Here is a 16,148-nt window from a genome sequence, read left to right on the forward strand (position 1 = left end):
GGTGTGAAAGAATATAATCAGTTTTGAAAGCAATTTACTAAGTATGTGTGTTACCGGTTTTTTTGAGCAGGATGGCTCCCGGATAACCCAAAAGGATGTGAACGCATCCTTACTAAAAAGTTTTCAATCTTAAGTTAGGAGTTAACTATGCCTGTTACTAATATGGCTGAACTAGATGCAATGGTTGCACGCGTTAAAGCGGCTCAGAAAGAGTTTGCGACTTACTCTCAGGAGCAAGTAGACAAAATCTTCCGTGCTGCATCTCTAGCGGCTAACCAAGCACGTATTCCTCTAGCGCAACAAGCGGTAGAAGAGTCAGGTATGGGTATCGTCGAAGATAAGGTTATTAAAAACCACTTCGCTTCAGAATTTATCTACAACAAATACAAAGACGAGCAGACCTGTGGCATCCTTGAAGAGGATGACAACCTAGGTACTATGACTATCGCAGAGCCAGTTGGCATCATCTGTGGTATCGTACCAACCACAAACCCAACCTCTACTGCTATCTTCAAATCTCTAATCTCTCTTAAAACCCGTAACGGTATCATTTTCTCGCCACACCCACGTGCGAAGAACTCTACCAACGATGCAGCTAAATTGGTTCTAGACGCGGCTATCGCTGCTGGTGCACCAAAAGACATCATCGGTTGGATCGACCAGCCTTCTGTAGAGCTTTCAAACGCACTGATGAAGCATGATGACATCGCACTTATCCTTGCAACTGGTGGTCCAGGCATGGTTAAAGCTGCTTACTCTTCTGGTAAGCCAGCAATCGGTGTAGGTGCGGGTAACGTTCCAGTTGTTATCGACGAAACTGCAGACGTTAAGCGTGCTGTTGCTTCTATCCTGATGTCTAAGACTTTTGATAACGGCGTAGTTTGTGCTTCTGAGCAGGCTGCAATCGTTGTTGACGAAGTCTACGACGAAGTGAAAGAGCGTTTTGCTTCTCACAAAGCTTACGTTCTATCTAAGGCAGAAGCTGAGAAAGTACGTAAAGTACTGCTTATCGACGGCAACCTAAACGCGAAAATCGTAGGCCAGCCAGCTCCAGCTATCGCTGAAATGGCAGGTGTTAAAGTTCCAGCTGACACCAAAGTACTAGTAGGTGAAGGTCTGGGCAAAGTGTCTTACGACGATGCATTCGCTCACGAGAAACTATCTCCAACTCTAGGTCTATTCCGCGCTGACAACTTCGAAGACGCTGTTGCTCAGGCTGTGACTATGGTTGAGATCGGTGGTATCGGCCACACATCTGGTCTTTACACTAACCAAGACGTGAATGCAGACCGCATCCGCTACTTCGGTGACAAGCTGAAGACTGCACGTATTCTTGTAAACATCCCTACTACCCACGGTGGTATCGGTGACCTGTACAACTTCAACGTTGCACCGTCCCTAACACTGGGTTGTGGTTCATGGGGTGGTAACTCTATCTCTGAGAACGTAGGTCCTAAGCACCTTATCAACAAGAAAACTGTAGCTAAGCGAGCTGAAAACATGTTGTGGCACAAACTACCTAAGTCAATCTACTTCCGTCGTGGTAGCCTGCCAATCGCGCTTGGCGACCTAGAAGGCAAGAAACGTGCATTCCTAGTAACTGACCGTTTCCTATTCAACAACGGTTACGCTGATGAGGTAGTTAAGCTACTTAAAGCTCAGGGTATTGAAGTTCAAGTATTCTTCGATGTAGAAGCAGATCCTACTCTATCTGTTGTAGAGAAAGGTGCAGCTGCAATGCAAAGCTTCCAGCCAGACGTTATCCTAGCGCTTGGTGGTGGTTCACCAATGGATGCTGCGAAGATCATGTGGGTAATGTACGAGCACCCAGAAACGCACTTCGAAGAACTAGCAATGCGCTTTATGGATATCCGTAAGCGTATCTACAAGTTCCCGAAAATGGGTAAGAAAGCTGAACTAGTATGTATCACTACTACTTCTGGTACAGGTTCTGAAGTAACTCCATTTGCGGTTGTTACCGATGACAAGACTGGTGCTAAATACCCTCTAGCGGATTACGAGCTAACTCCACAAATGGCTATCGTTGATGCTAACCTTGTGATGAACATGCCTAAGTCGCTAACAGCGTTCGGTGGTTACGATGCAGTAACTCACGCCCTAGAAGCTTACGTATCTGTTCTTGCGAACGAATACTCTGACGGTCAGGCTCTACAAGCTCTTAAGATGCTGAAAGAGTACCTACCTTCAAGCTACGCGAACGGTGCTAACGACCCAATCGCACGTGAGAAAGTACACAACGCAGCAACTATCGCTGGTATCGCGTTTGCCAACGCCTTCCTAGGTGTTTGTCACTCAATGGCGCACAAGGTTGGTGCTGAGTTCCACGTACCTCACGGTCTAGCGAACGCACTACTAATCTCTAACGTTGTTCGTTACAACGCGAACGACAACCCAACTAAGCAGACTGCATTCTCTCAGTACGACCGTCCACAGGCACGCCGTCGTTACGCAGAAGTTGCTGACCACCTAGGCCTATCTCAGGAAGGTGACCGCACTGCACAGAAGATTGAGCGTCTACTAGCATGGTTGGATGAGCTAAAAGTTAACCTAGAAATCCCAATGTCTATCCAGGCGGCGGGTGTAGCTGAGTCTGACTTCCTAGCGAAGCTTGATGAGCTAGCGGTTGAAGCGTTCGATGACCAGTGTACTGGTGCGAACCCACGCTACCCTCTAATCGCAGAGCTAAAAGAAGTCCTACTAGCTTCTTACTACGGTAAGGCGTTTGTTGAAGGTGAAACTTTCGAAGGCACAACGGTCATCAAGAAAAAAGAAGACCAGGAAGCAGTGAAAGCACCAAAAGCTAAAAAAGAGAAAGCAGAAGCTTAATCATTGTTTAGCTAGCGCACTTTAGACTACCTATTTAGCCCGCCATTTTGGCGGGCTTTTTTCGTTTAGAACTTATGTGAAAGAAAAATTGATGGGAAGTAAAGGCGATCAGCTCACTTCGGCTTCAATCATCCTGCCGTTGAAATAGTCATTGGCAACAATGTACTCGGCGCTGCGGGCAATTTCGTATTGCAGTGGAGAGCTGAGTTTATGGTGATGGCTATTGCATGGGCACTCGATAGTGAGCGGCACCACACCGCCAACGCGGATGTTGAACTCTGCCAATTCCTTGGCCCAGCTTTGGGTTAAGCCCGATACAATGGCTTTCGAACCTGAGTGGACAGAAGTGTGCAAACAATCCTCATTAGCAGCCAGGTTGATGATAACCCCATGGCAGTTGTGATCCCGCATGTAATGGGCGGTCTGTTTACCAAAGGTAAAGAAAGGGGTCGCTTTTTCGTTCATTGAGCGGCTGAACTGATCCACCGAAGAAGGACTCAAAAGCGAAGGGAGGGCAGAGTCAACCCAGCAGTTCACCAGTACTTCGATTTTGCCAAAATGCTGGTGGATATTATTGATAAGTGTGCCTATGGTGAGCTCGCTCTGGTCTGGGATCAGATAAGACTGGCAGGGCGCTCCCACTGCCTGACAGGCCTGAAGAGTTTGTCCCAACGCATGTTGGCGTTCATCGACCAAAGCCAGTTTCGCCCCCAGCGAGGCAAAATGGAGCGATAGGGCTTTACCCAGTGGGCTACCCGCCGCTGTGATGATAATGACTGAATGTGCGATATTCATAGCTCTTCCTATATTAGGCTGCCGACACATTGTTACTGTCAAAAAGCCAACTTACAAATCATAGACTTAGGTTACGCAGTCCCACAGAGTCTGTCTGTGAATAATCCCCCAAACTTGCGACCCAGCATTAAAATGTTAGTGAACTGTGATCACTGTGCAGCATAAAGGTGACAAAGCTATGAAGGAGGTCACGAAATTAAATTCGTAATGATAATCATATCAACGTAATAACTAGCAAGTTGGCTCATTTTGACTTCAAAATTAGGCAAAATCACCCAATGAGCGATATCAGATCCCGTACATTTCGGCGAAGCGCTTGGCTTGTACCAGTGACAGATAAAGGTCCTGAGGAGATGCCTTGATGGTAGCATCCTCGGTAGGTGGCAACAGGCGGCGCTCATGGCCTGACAGATTGTGGTATACCTCTTCGGGCATGCCTTTGGTGCCCTGTGGCGGGTAGGTAAGTGGGGTCGGTTTCAGGCTATCGAGCAGGCGGGCATCGGCTAAGCCGCTTTCATGGAAAGCCTGGGCTTGCAGGGCGGCATTTTGGTAGCTGCTCTCGGTGGTGGACAGCGGCTGAGGCTCGGGCAGCTCAAAGTACGCACGAAGTTCGCTTTCTGTTTTGCCAGCCGCGGGCAGCGCATCAACTGGGGTGGTTTCCAGTTGCTCGGGAGAGAGCAGTGCCAGCATCAGGGCAAAATCAGCACGACGTCCCCCCTCAACCGCATGGCTGAGTTGGCTGCCAAGCTGAACTTCATTGATCAGCTGCGCTTTGTCGAGTGAATGGATTTGCATTTATGCTGTACCGAGAAACATACCAGTGTTATGGAGTTTGTATCGGTACAGCTTCTAATATCTTTAATAAAAAAAGAGCGATGGTGAACAACTGGTTACTGTTTAGCCATCTCTTTTTGCTCTAATGTCGTGATGGCCTTTTCCATTCTACTGAGTGCTTCTAATAATGTTTGATGACGGCAGGCAAAATTCAGTCTGACAAAGCCGGGGTTACCGAAATCTGCACCGGGTGACAGTCCCACCCCTGCTTGTTCAAAGAATTTGAACGGTGAAGGCACCGGCAGTGCCGTAGCGTCAATCCAGGCTAGGTATGTACCTTCGATAGGATGGAGAGTCAGATAGGGCATGCGATTGATAGCTTGTTCAACGGTGGTTTTATTCTGCCTCAGATAAGCAAGCTGCCTGTCGAGCCAAGGCTGACCGTGTTCATAGGCGGCTTGGGCAGCTGTGTATGCCAGAACGTTAACGTCCGGTACTATGCCGGCTTTGGCCCGGACAAACTCGCGCCGTAATGTCGGATTGGGAATAATCGCCATAGAGGCGCCGAGGCCAGCAATGTTGAAGGTTTTGCTTGGTGCGATCAGGGTGATAGAGCGCTGTGCTGCATCCTCATTGAGGCTGGCAAAGGGAATATGCTGGCAGTCAGGCTCGAGGAGTAGATCACAGTGAATTTCATCCGAGCAAACAATTAAATCTTGTTGTTTGGCAAAGTTAGCAACCGCATCCAGTTCGTCTCTGCGGTATACCGTGCCACCAGGATTGAGCGGGTTGCAAAACAGCAGTAACCGCGTATCAGGTAATAGAGCCTTTTCATCCAATGACATTAACCAGCGTTGCCCTTCAAGCTCAACCGGTAATTTGCTCAAAGGACGCTTGGCTAATTTAGCCGATGATTTGAATGGTGGATAAATCGGACTTGGGCAGGCGACTCCTTGTTCTGCATCACAAACGGCACGGACTGACAGGTTAATTCCGCAGACTAACCCCGGCAAATATACAATCCACTCTGGCTCGATATGCCACTGATATAGGCTCTGCATACGTTCGACGATGAGCTCCGTCAGCCCCTTAGGGGCACTGCCATAACCGAATATACCGTGATCGACATGGCTATGTAGGGCATTGGTGATAGCCTCTGGCACCTTGAAATCACTGTCGGCGACCCACATAGGGAGCACATTTTGGCCTTGGTATTTTTGCCATTTGATACTATTGCTGCTGGTACGGTCAATGTGTTGATCAAACAAGGGGTCGGGTTGAGGGCTAGCTGAGCTATCAGGTTTAGCGGGCTGCATGAAGAATCCTTTGCGCAAATTAACTCTCCTATTATTGACACATGAGAAGAAAATAAAAAAGCCCCAGTACATGGCTGGGGCTTGATATTTTAGGTTTCGAGACTAGCGCTAGAACTTTGATTTCACACCAAATTGATCTGCCGCGTAGGCGACACGCTCTTCCGGTGTCGGTGGTTTGGACGGTACGCCAAGATTTTCGATATGCTGCAGGCGAGGCAGTAGGCCGGCGCCGTTGGCGGTCTGGATAGCCAAGCCCGGTCGGGCATTGAGCTCAAGTACCATCGGCCCATAAACCTTATCCAGAACCATATCAGTACCCATATAACCCAAGCCGGTCATTTCCCAGGCGCTAGAGGCGAGGGTAAGCAGCTTGTGCCAGTTTGGTACTGCGAGCTCACTCAGCAGGCGGTCAGTATCCGGGTGACGTTCGACCGGCTGGTCAAACTGAACGGCTCGGATAGCTTTGCCGGTGGCAATATCAATACCTACGCCTACCGCACCTTGGTGCAAGTTGGCCTTACCGTCAGAAGCGGCTGTCGAGCAACGCATCATCGCCATCACAGGGTAGCCCTTGAAGACAATAACCCGTACGTCAGGCACACCTTCGTAACTGAAGCCATCGAACACATCGTCAAACTGGATCAGGTTTTCAACCATTGCCACATCGTTTTTGCCACCCAGCGAGAACAGTCCCGCTAGGGTGTTGGTGATGTGTCGCTCGACATCCTGCTTGTTCATCTCTGCACCGGACGGTTTTACATACACGCCATCCTTGTGCTTAACCACAACCAGAATGCCTTTACCGCCAGAGCCCTGAGCAGGCTTGATTACAAAACCCGGCCAGTCTTTGACCATGTCGTGAACGCGCTTAACGTACACCTGGCTGTCGATAACGCCAATCAATTCCGGAACCGTAGCCCCGGCTTGTTTGGCAATCAGCTTGGTTTTGAGCTTGTCATCAACCAGCGGATACAGGCTTCGGTCGTTATAGCGACCGATGTAGCTGTGGTTGCGCTGGTTCATTCCCATGATCCCTCGCTCGCGCAGCTTGAACGGGGACGTAAACTGTGAAAACAGTGACATAGTTTAGTCCTCCGCTAATGGCTTGAAGCGGCGTAGCTCACTCAAACGGTAGCCCGTGTAGTTACCCAGCATCAGGATCAACGCCAGGATGATCAGTTGGATACCGATAAAGTTGAATGTCAGGTGACGGATCAATGGGTTAGTCATCGCTAGGTAAACGAAGACCGCGGTAAGCAGCGAGCCGCCACCTTGGACCAAGACTTCCTTAGCCCCTTCCTCTTCCCACAGGATAGACATACGTTCGATAGTCCACGATAGGATGATCATTGGGAAGAAGGTAATCGTCAGGCCTTCCACCAAACCAATCTTGAAGGCAACAACGGTGAAGACCGAGATAATCATGATTACCGTGATGATCACCGCGGATATCCTTGCTACCAATAGCAGGTTGAGCTTGGAGAGATAACTACGGATCACCAAACCGGTACCGACAATCAGCAGGAAGCCGAGGATACCGGTGATCAGTTGGGTCTGAACAAATGCGACCGCGATAAGAACCGGCATGAAGGTACCCGAGGTCTTCAGGCCAACAATGATACGCAGGAATACCACAATCAGGGCACCGATAGGCACCAGCATAATGGTCTTGAACATCGCCTGTTCTTCAACCGGCAGGCTGTGGATCGAGAAGTTCAGCAGATCTTCTGCCTGCACTTTCTCACGTGTTGCCTGCTGCGGAGTGATATCCTGAGCAATAATTGAGAAGCTGATGTTGGAGTTACGACCACCGATGACATCTAGCAGAGAGTGACCTTGCTGGTTCCAAAGCAGGATATTGTCTGGCTTACCTTCCTGACCTGTCTGGAGATCAAACAGCTCCCAAACTGTGCCATTCCACACTTCGACCATTGGGGTAATGCTTTGGCGACGTCGGCCATCTTCCAGTTGCAGGCCGCCAACGATACGGGCGTGAATTTTCTCGAGCGATAGCAGGTTGATAATCGCTTGCTCGCGACTGAGGCTATTGAGCAACAAAGCCGCATTCTGGTTATTGCGGTCGTTAAATTGCTTGATTAGCTCACGGGTCAGGGTGACGTTGTCAGAAGACAGGCTGCGGGCTTGGTCAAGCAGAGCAGTAGCGGCTGTTTGCTGTGGATTATCTAGACTTACCGCAACGGTATCACCTTTCGGCGGTACCATATTGAAGCTTGCCTGATCATCGACCAGCATCTGGGTTTTGTAGTAAAGGATCTGCTTACCGGTTGCTTCACGGATAGACCATTCTGCACGGCGGCCTTTGTTGGTATCGATCAGCGCGACGCCATAACCTGGCGATGAGGTACTCTCATCAATTTGTGTGAATCCTTGCTGGGTTTCCGGTGCGGCCATCGAGACTTTAACCGGATCGCCAATAGCATCGAATTCAATTCGAGCCTCGAGTTCCCACAGCGCGCGTTCTTCACCCGGCGTCCATGGCACCCCGTAGACATCGTGGCGGTACATACTCAGTGCCGCCCCTGCGATGACTAGCAGGGTAATAAGAAAATAAAACGGGATTCTTGATGTCATGACGTCCTCATCATTTGTTATTAGTTTTGTTGTACTTGTTGTTCATTCATTCCCTGAACAAACTTTTTACCTACGTCAACAAGCGCTATGTCTTTGAAAAACTCTCGCCCTAATAATACTGGATAGGTCATTTGTGTGCGATCTGCCAAAGTAAATTGTGCTTTTTCATGAAGCTGGCCGAGTTTTACCCATGCTTCAATCACTGGTCGGCGATTTGCGCCATTCGCACTGGCCTGACGGATCTTGACCCAGCGAACTACTGGAGCCTCGACAATATCTGCCTCGCTCGGGTTTTCATCCGACGTATGGTTCATGTTAAAGCGTGCCCACTCTTTGCCATCACGCTCGAAAATCTGGATGTTGGTGGCACTAACCGATGAAGTCGTTGCGCCAGTATCAACTCGGGCTTTGTAAAAGCTCTGGGTCGCGTCCAGCCATACCCACTCTTCTTCACCCAGAATCACCTTGCCGTGGGCAACGCGCGGGTCGTTATCAACGATAACAGGGATAGGAGTCGCCTCTTCTTCCTCTTCGGTGTAAGTCAGCAGGGCAGAATCCGTATAGCGCTGGCTCATATCATCCGACAGGGTAGATATTTGCTTCTCTAACTTGTCAATATTAGCGTTTTGGTCATCAATTTGTTTGATCATTGTTGCAAGCTGGAAATTTACACGATCTTCCATGACGTTAATCGCTTGCATAGTTTGCTCATGGTCTTGTTGTGGCTGGGTAAGGCTACAGCCTGAAAGGATGGCAAAGGTCAGTAATGGTACAAAGCGGCGAAGCATTATGTCTCCCGGAGGTACTTCTAATTTTTTCTTAGGCGGCAATATTTTAACTTACAAAAAGGGATGCGAACAGCACCCCCTTGTCAGTAGTTAGTCAGGATTTCGTGCAATTAGCACGGCACGCTTAGGTGCTGGGTATCCTTCGACCGTTTTCGATGGGTCGTTAGGGTCCAAATATTCCGGTAGGGAATTATTGGTCATCCAGCCTGTCGAGCGCTGTTCGTCAGTGGTGGTGACGCATTCATCGACAATCTTCACATCAACAAGGCCACATTTTTCCATCCATACCTTCAGTGCTTTGGCTGACGGGAAGAAGTATACATTGTGCATCTGGGCGTAGCGGTGGGTCGGCACCAGTACATCGTTCTCGTCACCGTCAATCACCAGTGTTTCCAGGATCAGCTCGCCGTCTTTGCGTAGCTGGTTCTTGAGTTGGATGATGTGATCAAGCGGTGAGCGGCGGTGGTATAGCACACCCATCGAGAATACCGTATCGAAAGCCTTCAGCTCGGGTAGCTGTTCGATCCCCAGCGGCAGCAAGTAAGCGCGATCGTCCATGCCCATCAGGCGTTTGATGGCCTCGAATTGGATCAGGAACAGGTTTGACGGGTCGATACCGACAGTTAGCTTGGCTTCTTCACCCAGCATGCGCCACATGTGGTAACCGTTACCACAGCCGACATCCAGCACCGTACGGCCTTTCAGCGGCGAGATGTGCGGCAGTACACGATCCCATTTCCAGTCTGAGCGCCACTCGGTATCGATATGGATACCGTGCATTTCGTAAGGTCCTTTGCGCCATGGGTGAAGTAGGCGAAGCAGGCTTTCAAGGCGCTTTTGCTCACCGTCGGCAATACCGTCTTCGTTGCGCACACTGACCGCGTTTTTCAGGTCAATGATGTCTGGCTTGTCGGTTGGGAATTTCTTCAGGGCACGCATCCAGCGGGCCATGTCGCCGTGGGCTTTCTCTTCCCAGTCACTCAGTTGCTGAGGCAGGGTATTTAGCCAAGGGCGCAGTGTTTCATGCTGGGCGAGAAGCTGATAAAACTCAGCAAAGGTAAAGATAGACATTAGAAACCTTATTTAATGGCAAACATCGAGCCGAAGTTGAAGCATTGGAACCAGACTTCTGAGCTGGTGAAGCCAATTTTTTCAAAGCGCTGTTTATGGGTATCGATACTGTCTGGCAGCATGACATTTTCAATGGCACTGCGTTTCTGGCTGATTTCCAGTTCGCTGTAACCATTGGCGCGCTTGAAGTCGTGGTGCAGGTCGATAAGCAGCTCATGGGCGCGCTCATCGTCGAAGATGTATTTCTCCGACAGGATCAAAATACCGCCCGGACGCAGGCCGGCATAGATTTTCTCAAGCAGAGTTTGGCGATCATCGGGCGCTAGGAACTGCAGGGTAAAGTTCAGTACCACCACCGAGGCATCGTTTATTTCGATATCACGGATATCGGCTTCCACGACCTGAACCGGCGTGTCTGAGCGGTAGGCATTAATGTGTAGGCGGCAGCGTTCCACCATAGCGCTGGAGTTATCGACAGCGATGATTTCACAGCCTTCCTGTTGGATATGGCGACGCATTGACAAGGTTGCCGCTCCCAGCGAGCAGCCCAGATCGTACACTTTCGAGTGCGGTTTGGCGAAGCGTTCAGCCAGCATACCAATGGCTGAAATGATGTTGCTGTAGCCCGGTACCGAGCGCTGGATCATATCCGGAAAAACTTCGGCTACGCGTTCGTCAAACGTAAAATCACCGATTTTATCTATCGGCGCCGCAAAAATATTGTCGTGACCGGCCATCTTCACGAACCTCATCTATACAAAAAAACAGGGATCCCAAATGATAAGTATGAACTTTTCTGCGCCGTTGGCGTCAGTCTACATACTGGGGTGATCCATCACCGCTGAAAGGTCGCGTATTGTAGTGAAAATCAGGCCATTTGTCTTTACTGTTTTTGTGACGGCTTGATGATCCTTAGCAATATATGTTTGAAAATCTCCCTCCAGAGTTCAGCGGCTTTTGCCAAACGATGGCTGGCTAAGCTGTAACAAAATGTTTGTTGCGATAGTGTAGAAAAATAACATTTACTCGGCACAACTGCATCAAACTGCTTATTACTTGGCTAATGGTTGTTAAGGTAATGTTTTATCGGATAAATCAATCAGCCTTTACGCTTTTTTCAATTGGAAACCTCATTTACGAGCTTTTATCTTCCCCGCACATTTAGGGGGAGTAGTAAATGCGTAAATTCTATTATGCGGTCGGTGTGGGCCTTGTCGGCTACCTGGCCTCAGTTTATACGGTTGATAAGTTTGACCTGCAACTGGCGGTGACCCGCTACCATGAAATTGCCAAGCAGGATATCAACCCACTTTCAACGGCGGCGTTTGATGTACTGAACAAAAACGGCTGTTCATACTGCCACATTAGCGATAGCGAAATGCCGTTCTACGGCAACCTTCCGGTTGCCAAGCAGCTGATGGATGCCGATGTCACGCGCGGTATGCGTCACTTCAATATCGAAGCCATGATGGAGCAGGTTCGCACCGGTGAGCTGGTTTCCGAAGTCGATCTGGCGAAGCTGGAGTCGGTGATGGAAGACAACTCGATGCCGCCGGCGATGTACCTGACCATGCACTGGCGATCTAAACTGTCTGAAGAAGAGACGGCTACGCTGCAGGACTGGGTGAAGCAGGAGCGTTTGCGTCACCACCAAGGCCAAGCCAAGATCACCGAAGAATTCAAATATGAGGCGGTACAGCCAATTCGTACCACATTCGATGTGGATATGGCGAAAGTCGAGCTGGGTGACAAGCTCTACCACGATACCCGTCTTTCAGGCGATAACACTGTATCTTGCGCCAGCTGCCACGCCCTAGAGACCGGTGGTGTTGACCGCTTGGTGAGCTCGGTTGGTGTTGACGGTGCAATTGGCCCAATCAATGCGCCAACGGTGTTTAACTCGGTGTTCAATACCCACCAGTTCTGGGATGGTCGTGCCCATGATTTGCAGGCACAGGCTGGTGGTCCGCCACTCAACCCACTTGAGATGGCGTCTGAGTCTTGGGAGCAGATCATCGAAAAACTAGCGGTTGACGACGAAATGAATGCTGCCTTTGCTGCGATTTATGCTGAAGGGATCACAGAGCACAGTATTACCGATGCGATTGCCGAGTTCGAGAAAACCTTGGTCACGCCAAATAGCCGCTTCGACCAGTTCCTACGTGGTAACCATGAGGCGCTGACTGACGACGAGCAAGAAGGGTACGCATTGTTCAAGCAGCATAAATGCAGTACCTGTCACGTCGGTGAAGCCATGGGTGGGCAGAGCTTTGAAGTCATGGGGCTTAAAAAAGACTACTTTGCGGATCGTGGCAATGTTACCGAGGTAGATAACGGTCGCTTCAATGCCACTGGTGATGACAATGACATGCACCGTTTCAAGGTACCAACCCTACGTAATGTTGCACTTACTGCGCCGTACTTCCATGACGGTAGCGTAGAGACCTTGGCAGAAGCCGTTGATAAGATGGCGTACTATCAGGTGGGCGTGAAGTTGTCGGAAGCCGAGATTGGTAAGATCACGGCTTACCTAGAGACGCTGAACGGTGAGTACAACGGCCAGATTTTGCAGTAATAGCCATATGCTATAGTTGCAAAATAGAACACCCCGTAGTTTAAGCCTGCGGGGTGTTTTTTTCGCAATTGCTTTACAGCTTCATTAGTTTGCACTATCAATGTCCAGCCAAAACGCATTTAAGTCATCACTAAGCTCTTTACTCTTCAGAACATTAGTATGGTTCTCATTATATCCGGAAATACGTGTCGCCTGATCTTGTGCTGCCGGAACCAACTGGCTGGAAAGTGCAATAGTGCCATCTCCACTCGTTCTTGATGTTAGGCCACTATTGTCAAAGGCAAACATCAGGTAGTGGGGCGGTTTGTACTGTGCCAATTCAGGGTTGAAGAGATTTTTAATGATCAAGCTATCCGGTGCAATATCGCGCCATGACGGCATAACAACCGGAGAAAACTGCACGCCTCGCTGTGCTGAGCTGACACCATTAAATGGAGATGCTATCGAGGTGAAAGAACTAATGCGATTACATTGTGTTTGTAGACTGCAGATATTGAGATAGTGTTGGGTTAATACGCCCCCCATGCTGTGGGCGACAATATGCAAAGGCGCTTTGAAATCATATCTATCACCAATAGCGGTGACTAACGACGAGAGAGAATGGGCTAGCACTGTCAGTGATAAGGCACTCGGATAGTTGATTATCCAAGCTTGATAGCGTTCCCTATCCATATGATCTATTAGATATTCAAATTCTTTTCCGCTACCTCCCATGCCATGAATAAACAGCACAGGAATTTTGTTTTTATCCAAAGGTTCGAGAAAAAAGACACCAGAATACCGACGCTCGATAAACTCTAATGGTTGCCACATTCCCATATGTTGGGCATCAGGGCTGAAAACATCATTTTCAAAGTCAACGATATTGCCAATATTGGCTTGCTTAATATCAATATCAAAGTAGCTAAGCAGTGGTACTGACTCTAGGTTTTCCAGTGGGTGCGGACTTAGCAACTGATCATCAATGACGAGTGCTTGGCCCGAGTCTGGTAAATCAGCCGTTTCGATGCGGTAAAGCGGTTGTCCTTTTTGGTAAGAGAGGGAGTGGCTTTTATCTTTAAACAGATAGATAACACTCACACGGTCAATCAGTGACGGTATAATGATCTTATTGGTGCCATCACTGATATCGACATTTTTGATATCAGCGATGTCATCCGAGCCTAGCTGGATAATGACATAGCGGTCTGAAGAAGGAAGTGTAATAGTCACTTCCTTATATTGCTTATCTATTTGGATAATATTTTTATTCAAGGCGCTAAGCGAGCCACAGCCACTGAGAAGCAGAAGCAGCAGTATAAAGATCGTTCTCAACAGACTATCCTCGCAAGCTTAAAGTTTGAATGTTTTGTTTGTCCTCGAGGCAGAATTTAGCGGTTAACTATATAAATTTCAAAAATTTAATCGTAGCGGCTAGGTTTGTGGGAGCCATATGGCATTCTTGTCCCTTTACCATCGTTCACTACTCGATCCGACTATCACTTCGCATACTGAATCAGCTCAACCCGCTCGCTATCAGGGCCTAATACAAATGCTATGGTTGCGCCCATCCCTCGGGCGTTGACTTCCGTCGGTGGTGTAATAGCGGTTGCCCCGGCTTTGAGTGCATTGTTGTAAACGGCTTCTATATCCGTGACATTTAGGCCAAAATGATTGATTGGCTGCTGGTAGGGCTGGCGCTGTTCTGCATCACCATCACCGAATATCTCGATTATGCCGCCCGCATCGTCTTGCAACATCGCACCTGTCATTTTAACGGTCTGGGCATTTTCACCACTACCTAATGTCATGCTATCCCACCGTGTTTTCACGTCGAACCCAAAAGCCTGCCGGTAAAACTCTATCGTGGTATCGAGGTTGCTAACTCTCATCGCGACATGGTCAAGGCGAACCACAGAGGCATTATTGGGTTGGGTGACGGGCTCGGCTGAGACCCATGCAGGCGCAGCAGTCAATAGGGCGGTAACGAACAGTGCAGCGCTTATCTTCATGGTGAAATCTCCTTAACAGCTATTCACAAGGTGTGGAAGTCACAAGGCGTGGAAGTGCGCCTTGTAAGCCTGCTAATTTAGCATCACCTCACCAAGTGATTAGGTCATTTGGTGACAGTTCGCTGCTACAACACCGTTACTATAACAAGGTGATCTGCGGATCTGGCTCGGCCTTTGGCAGCTCCACGTTTGGTAGGTTTACGTCCGTGGCCTTTTGTTGCAGCAAGCGATATAACCGGGTTGCCAACTCCGGCGCATGGTTATTGTCCGGGGTATGGATGAACAGGTATGGCTGCTTGCCGTCGCGAAGCCACTGGGGAAGGCGGACTAGCCAGTTGGCAAAGAAAGCGTCGTTGCTGGCGTCATCGGGATGACCGATAAATCGGATCATCGGCGAGCCCGCGGTAGAGATAGCATGGACCGGCACCTTTGGTTTTTTCTGGTGGGCGTCGATCACAGCTTCAGTTGTCGGCGGCGCGGCAAACACCGGGCGGCTATCCATAATAATGCGGTTGGCGCCGTGTTCGATGAGCAGGCGGTTTAGCTGTTTTTCTTCTTCACCCTTGGCAAAGAATGCCGGATGACGTACTTCAACCCCAATGGGATAGTTGGCAGGCAGCCTTTGGAGAAACTTCTCTAGAGCAGGAAGTGCGGCCGGACCGAACTGGGCCGGTAGCTGGACTTTCCATAACCCGATTTTGCCTTCAAGCGGTGCCATGGTGGTAAAGAAGTCAGCCAGCAGCTGATCGCAATGCACTAACTGGTTTTGGTGGGTAATCGCTTGCGGCAGCTTGAAGGTAAAACGAAAGTCGTCACCCGTTGCATCATGCCATTTCTTAACGGTTGGGATCCCCGGTGTGGCATAGAAGGTGGTGTTGCCCTCGACGGTATGAAAAATCTCGGCATACCTTGCCAGTCTGTCGCCTGCTTTGCAGCCGCTGCCATATAAGCTTTGCTGCCAGTGGTTATGGGACCACATGGCAAGGCCGAGGCGAACAGGGAGGTTAGCTTGATTTGCGGACATGGCGAGGCTTCCTAGCTGTGTTTACTGGTCATTGTGCGTAGGGTTTGAGTACTAGGTCAATCTTTTAAGTCATTGATCTTGGATTTTTCCTTGATCTCATTAGGCACTTTTCCCTAAAGTGGTATTTCGCTTTATTTCCCCTGCATTTTCTACATATAAAGTGCTACGTCTACGACAAGCTGCCAGCTCAAGTGTTTTCGGGTGAGGCGGATTGCCAATTAATTCTCGTGGATCATGTATGTTGAAGGCGCTTGGGTATATAATGCCTCGTTATTTTTGTCTCTCGGCCTGGCTGATCGCGATAGTTGCGCGATGTTTAACCAAATTGGCCGGGAAGGATTCAGCTTGTGTGTGGCCGACTGCTTTGGGCACAGC

Annotated in this window: 13 protein-coding genes; 2 read left to right on the forward strand and 11 right to left on the reverse strand. The window is 49.3% G+C overall.

What is annotated here, in order from left to right; translation table 11 throughout:
• The first annotated feature begins 147 nt into the window (after positions 1-147).
• On the forward strand, positions 148-2,847 hold the full coding sequence (gene adhE, locus ACXAD4_RS05070) for a bifunctional acetaldehyde-CoA/alcohol dehydrogenase (RefSeq protein WP_475239232.1): 2,700 nt from the start codon (positions 148-150) through the stop codon (positions 2,845-2,847).
• A 108-nt stretch (positions 2,848-2,955) separates the two neighbouring features.
• Here adhE and ACXAD4_RS05075 read toward each other — a convergent pair whose 3' ends face one another.
• The 8 genes from ACXAD4_RS05075 to cmoA form a co-directional block, all read right to left on the reverse strand.
• Positions 2,956-3,642 (reverse strand): SDR family oxidoreductase, encoded by a 687-nt coding sequence (locus tag ACXAD4_RS05075; RefSeq protein WP_475239234.1) that lies wholly within the window; start codon positions 3,640-3,642, stop codon positions 2,956-2,958.
• Between the two features lie 288 nt (positions 3,643-3,930).
• Complete coding sequence (locus ACXAD4_RS05080; protein WP_475239236.1) at positions 3,931-4,437, reverse strand: VC2046/SO_2500 family protein; 507 nt, start codon at positions 4,435-4,437, stop codon at positions 3,931-3,933.
• 95 nt (positions 4,438-4,532) lie between these two features.
• Positions 4,533-5,732: a MalY/PatB family protein gene (locus tag ACXAD4_RS05085; protein ID WP_475239238.1), complete on the reverse strand. Its 1,200-nt coding sequence runs from the start codon at positions 5,730-5,732 to the stop codon at positions 4,533-4,535.
• A 108-nt stretch (positions 5,733-5,840) separates the two neighbouring features.
• Positions 5,841-6,809 (reverse strand): alpha-L-glutamate ligase-like protein, encoded by a 969-nt coding sequence (locus tag ACXAD4_RS05090; RefSeq protein ID WP_475242715.1) that lies wholly within the window; start codon positions 6,807-6,809, stop codon positions 5,841-5,843.
• 9 nt (positions 6,810-6,818) lie between these two features.
• Entirely contained in the window at positions 6,819-8,324 is a 1,506-nt protein-coding gene (locus ACXAD4_RS05095; protein ID WP_475239240.1) for an inactive transglutaminase family protein, read from the reverse strand.
• A 20-nt stretch (positions 8,325-8,344) separates the two neighbouring features.
• Positions 8,345-9,112, reverse strand: coding sequence for an ATP-dependent zinc protease family protein (locus ACXAD4_RS05100; RefSeq protein ID WP_475239243.1), 768 nt, complete (start codon positions 9,110-9,112; stop codon positions 8,345-8,347).
• A gap of 90 nt (positions 9,113-9,202) precedes the next feature.
• Entirely contained in the window at positions 9,203-10,177 is a 975-nt protein-coding gene (gene cmoB / locus ACXAD4_RS05105; protein ID WP_317523471.1) for a tRNA 5-methoxyuridine(34)/uridine 5-oxyacetic acid(34) synthase CmoB, read from the reverse strand.
• Positions 10,178-10,191: 14 nt separating this feature from the next.
• Complete coding sequence (cmoA, locus tag ACXAD4_RS05110; RefSeq protein WP_317523394.1) at positions 10,192-10,920, reverse strand: carboxy-S-adenosyl-L-methionine synthase CmoA; 729 nt, start codon at positions 10,918-10,920, stop codon at positions 10,192-10,194.
• A 440-nt stretch (positions 10,921-11,360) separates the two neighbouring features.
• Here cmoA and ACXAD4_RS05115 point away from each other — a divergent pair, with 440 nt between their 5' ends.
• A complete protein-coding gene (locus ACXAD4_RS05115) occupies positions 11,361-12,758 on the forward strand; it encodes a cytochrome c peroxidase (RefSeq protein WP_475239246.1) in 1,398 nt (465 codons plus the stop codon).
• Between the two features lie 84 nt (positions 12,759-12,842).
• Here ACXAD4_RS05115 and ACXAD4_RS05120 read toward each other — a convergent pair whose 3' ends face one another.
• From ACXAD4_RS05120 to ACXAD4_RS05130, 3 genes are all read right to left on the reverse strand, one after another.
• The gene (locus ACXAD4_RS05120; RefSeq protein WP_475239248.1) at positions 12,843-14,072 is read right to left on the reverse strand and encodes an esterase/lipase family protein; all 1,230 of its coding nucleotides are present in this window, start codon (positions 14,070-14,072) and stop codon (positions 12,843-12,845) included.
• 164 nt (positions 14,073-14,236) lie between these two features.
• The gene (locus tag ACXAD4_RS05125; protein WP_475239251.1) at positions 14,237-14,749 is read right to left on the reverse strand and encodes a VOC family protein; all 513 of its coding nucleotides are present in this window, start codon (positions 14,747-14,749) and stop codon (positions 14,237-14,239) included.
• Between the two features lie 139 nt (positions 14,750-14,888).
• On the reverse strand, positions 14,889-15,773 hold the full coding sequence (locus ACXAD4_RS05130; RefSeq protein WP_475239253.1) for a DUF72 domain-containing protein: 885 nt from the start codon (positions 15,771-15,773) through the stop codon (positions 14,889-14,891).
• Positions 15,774-16,148: the final 375 nt, after the last annotated feature.

It is taken from the genome of Photobacterium sp. AWH4_225 (genome assembly GCF_056158405.1).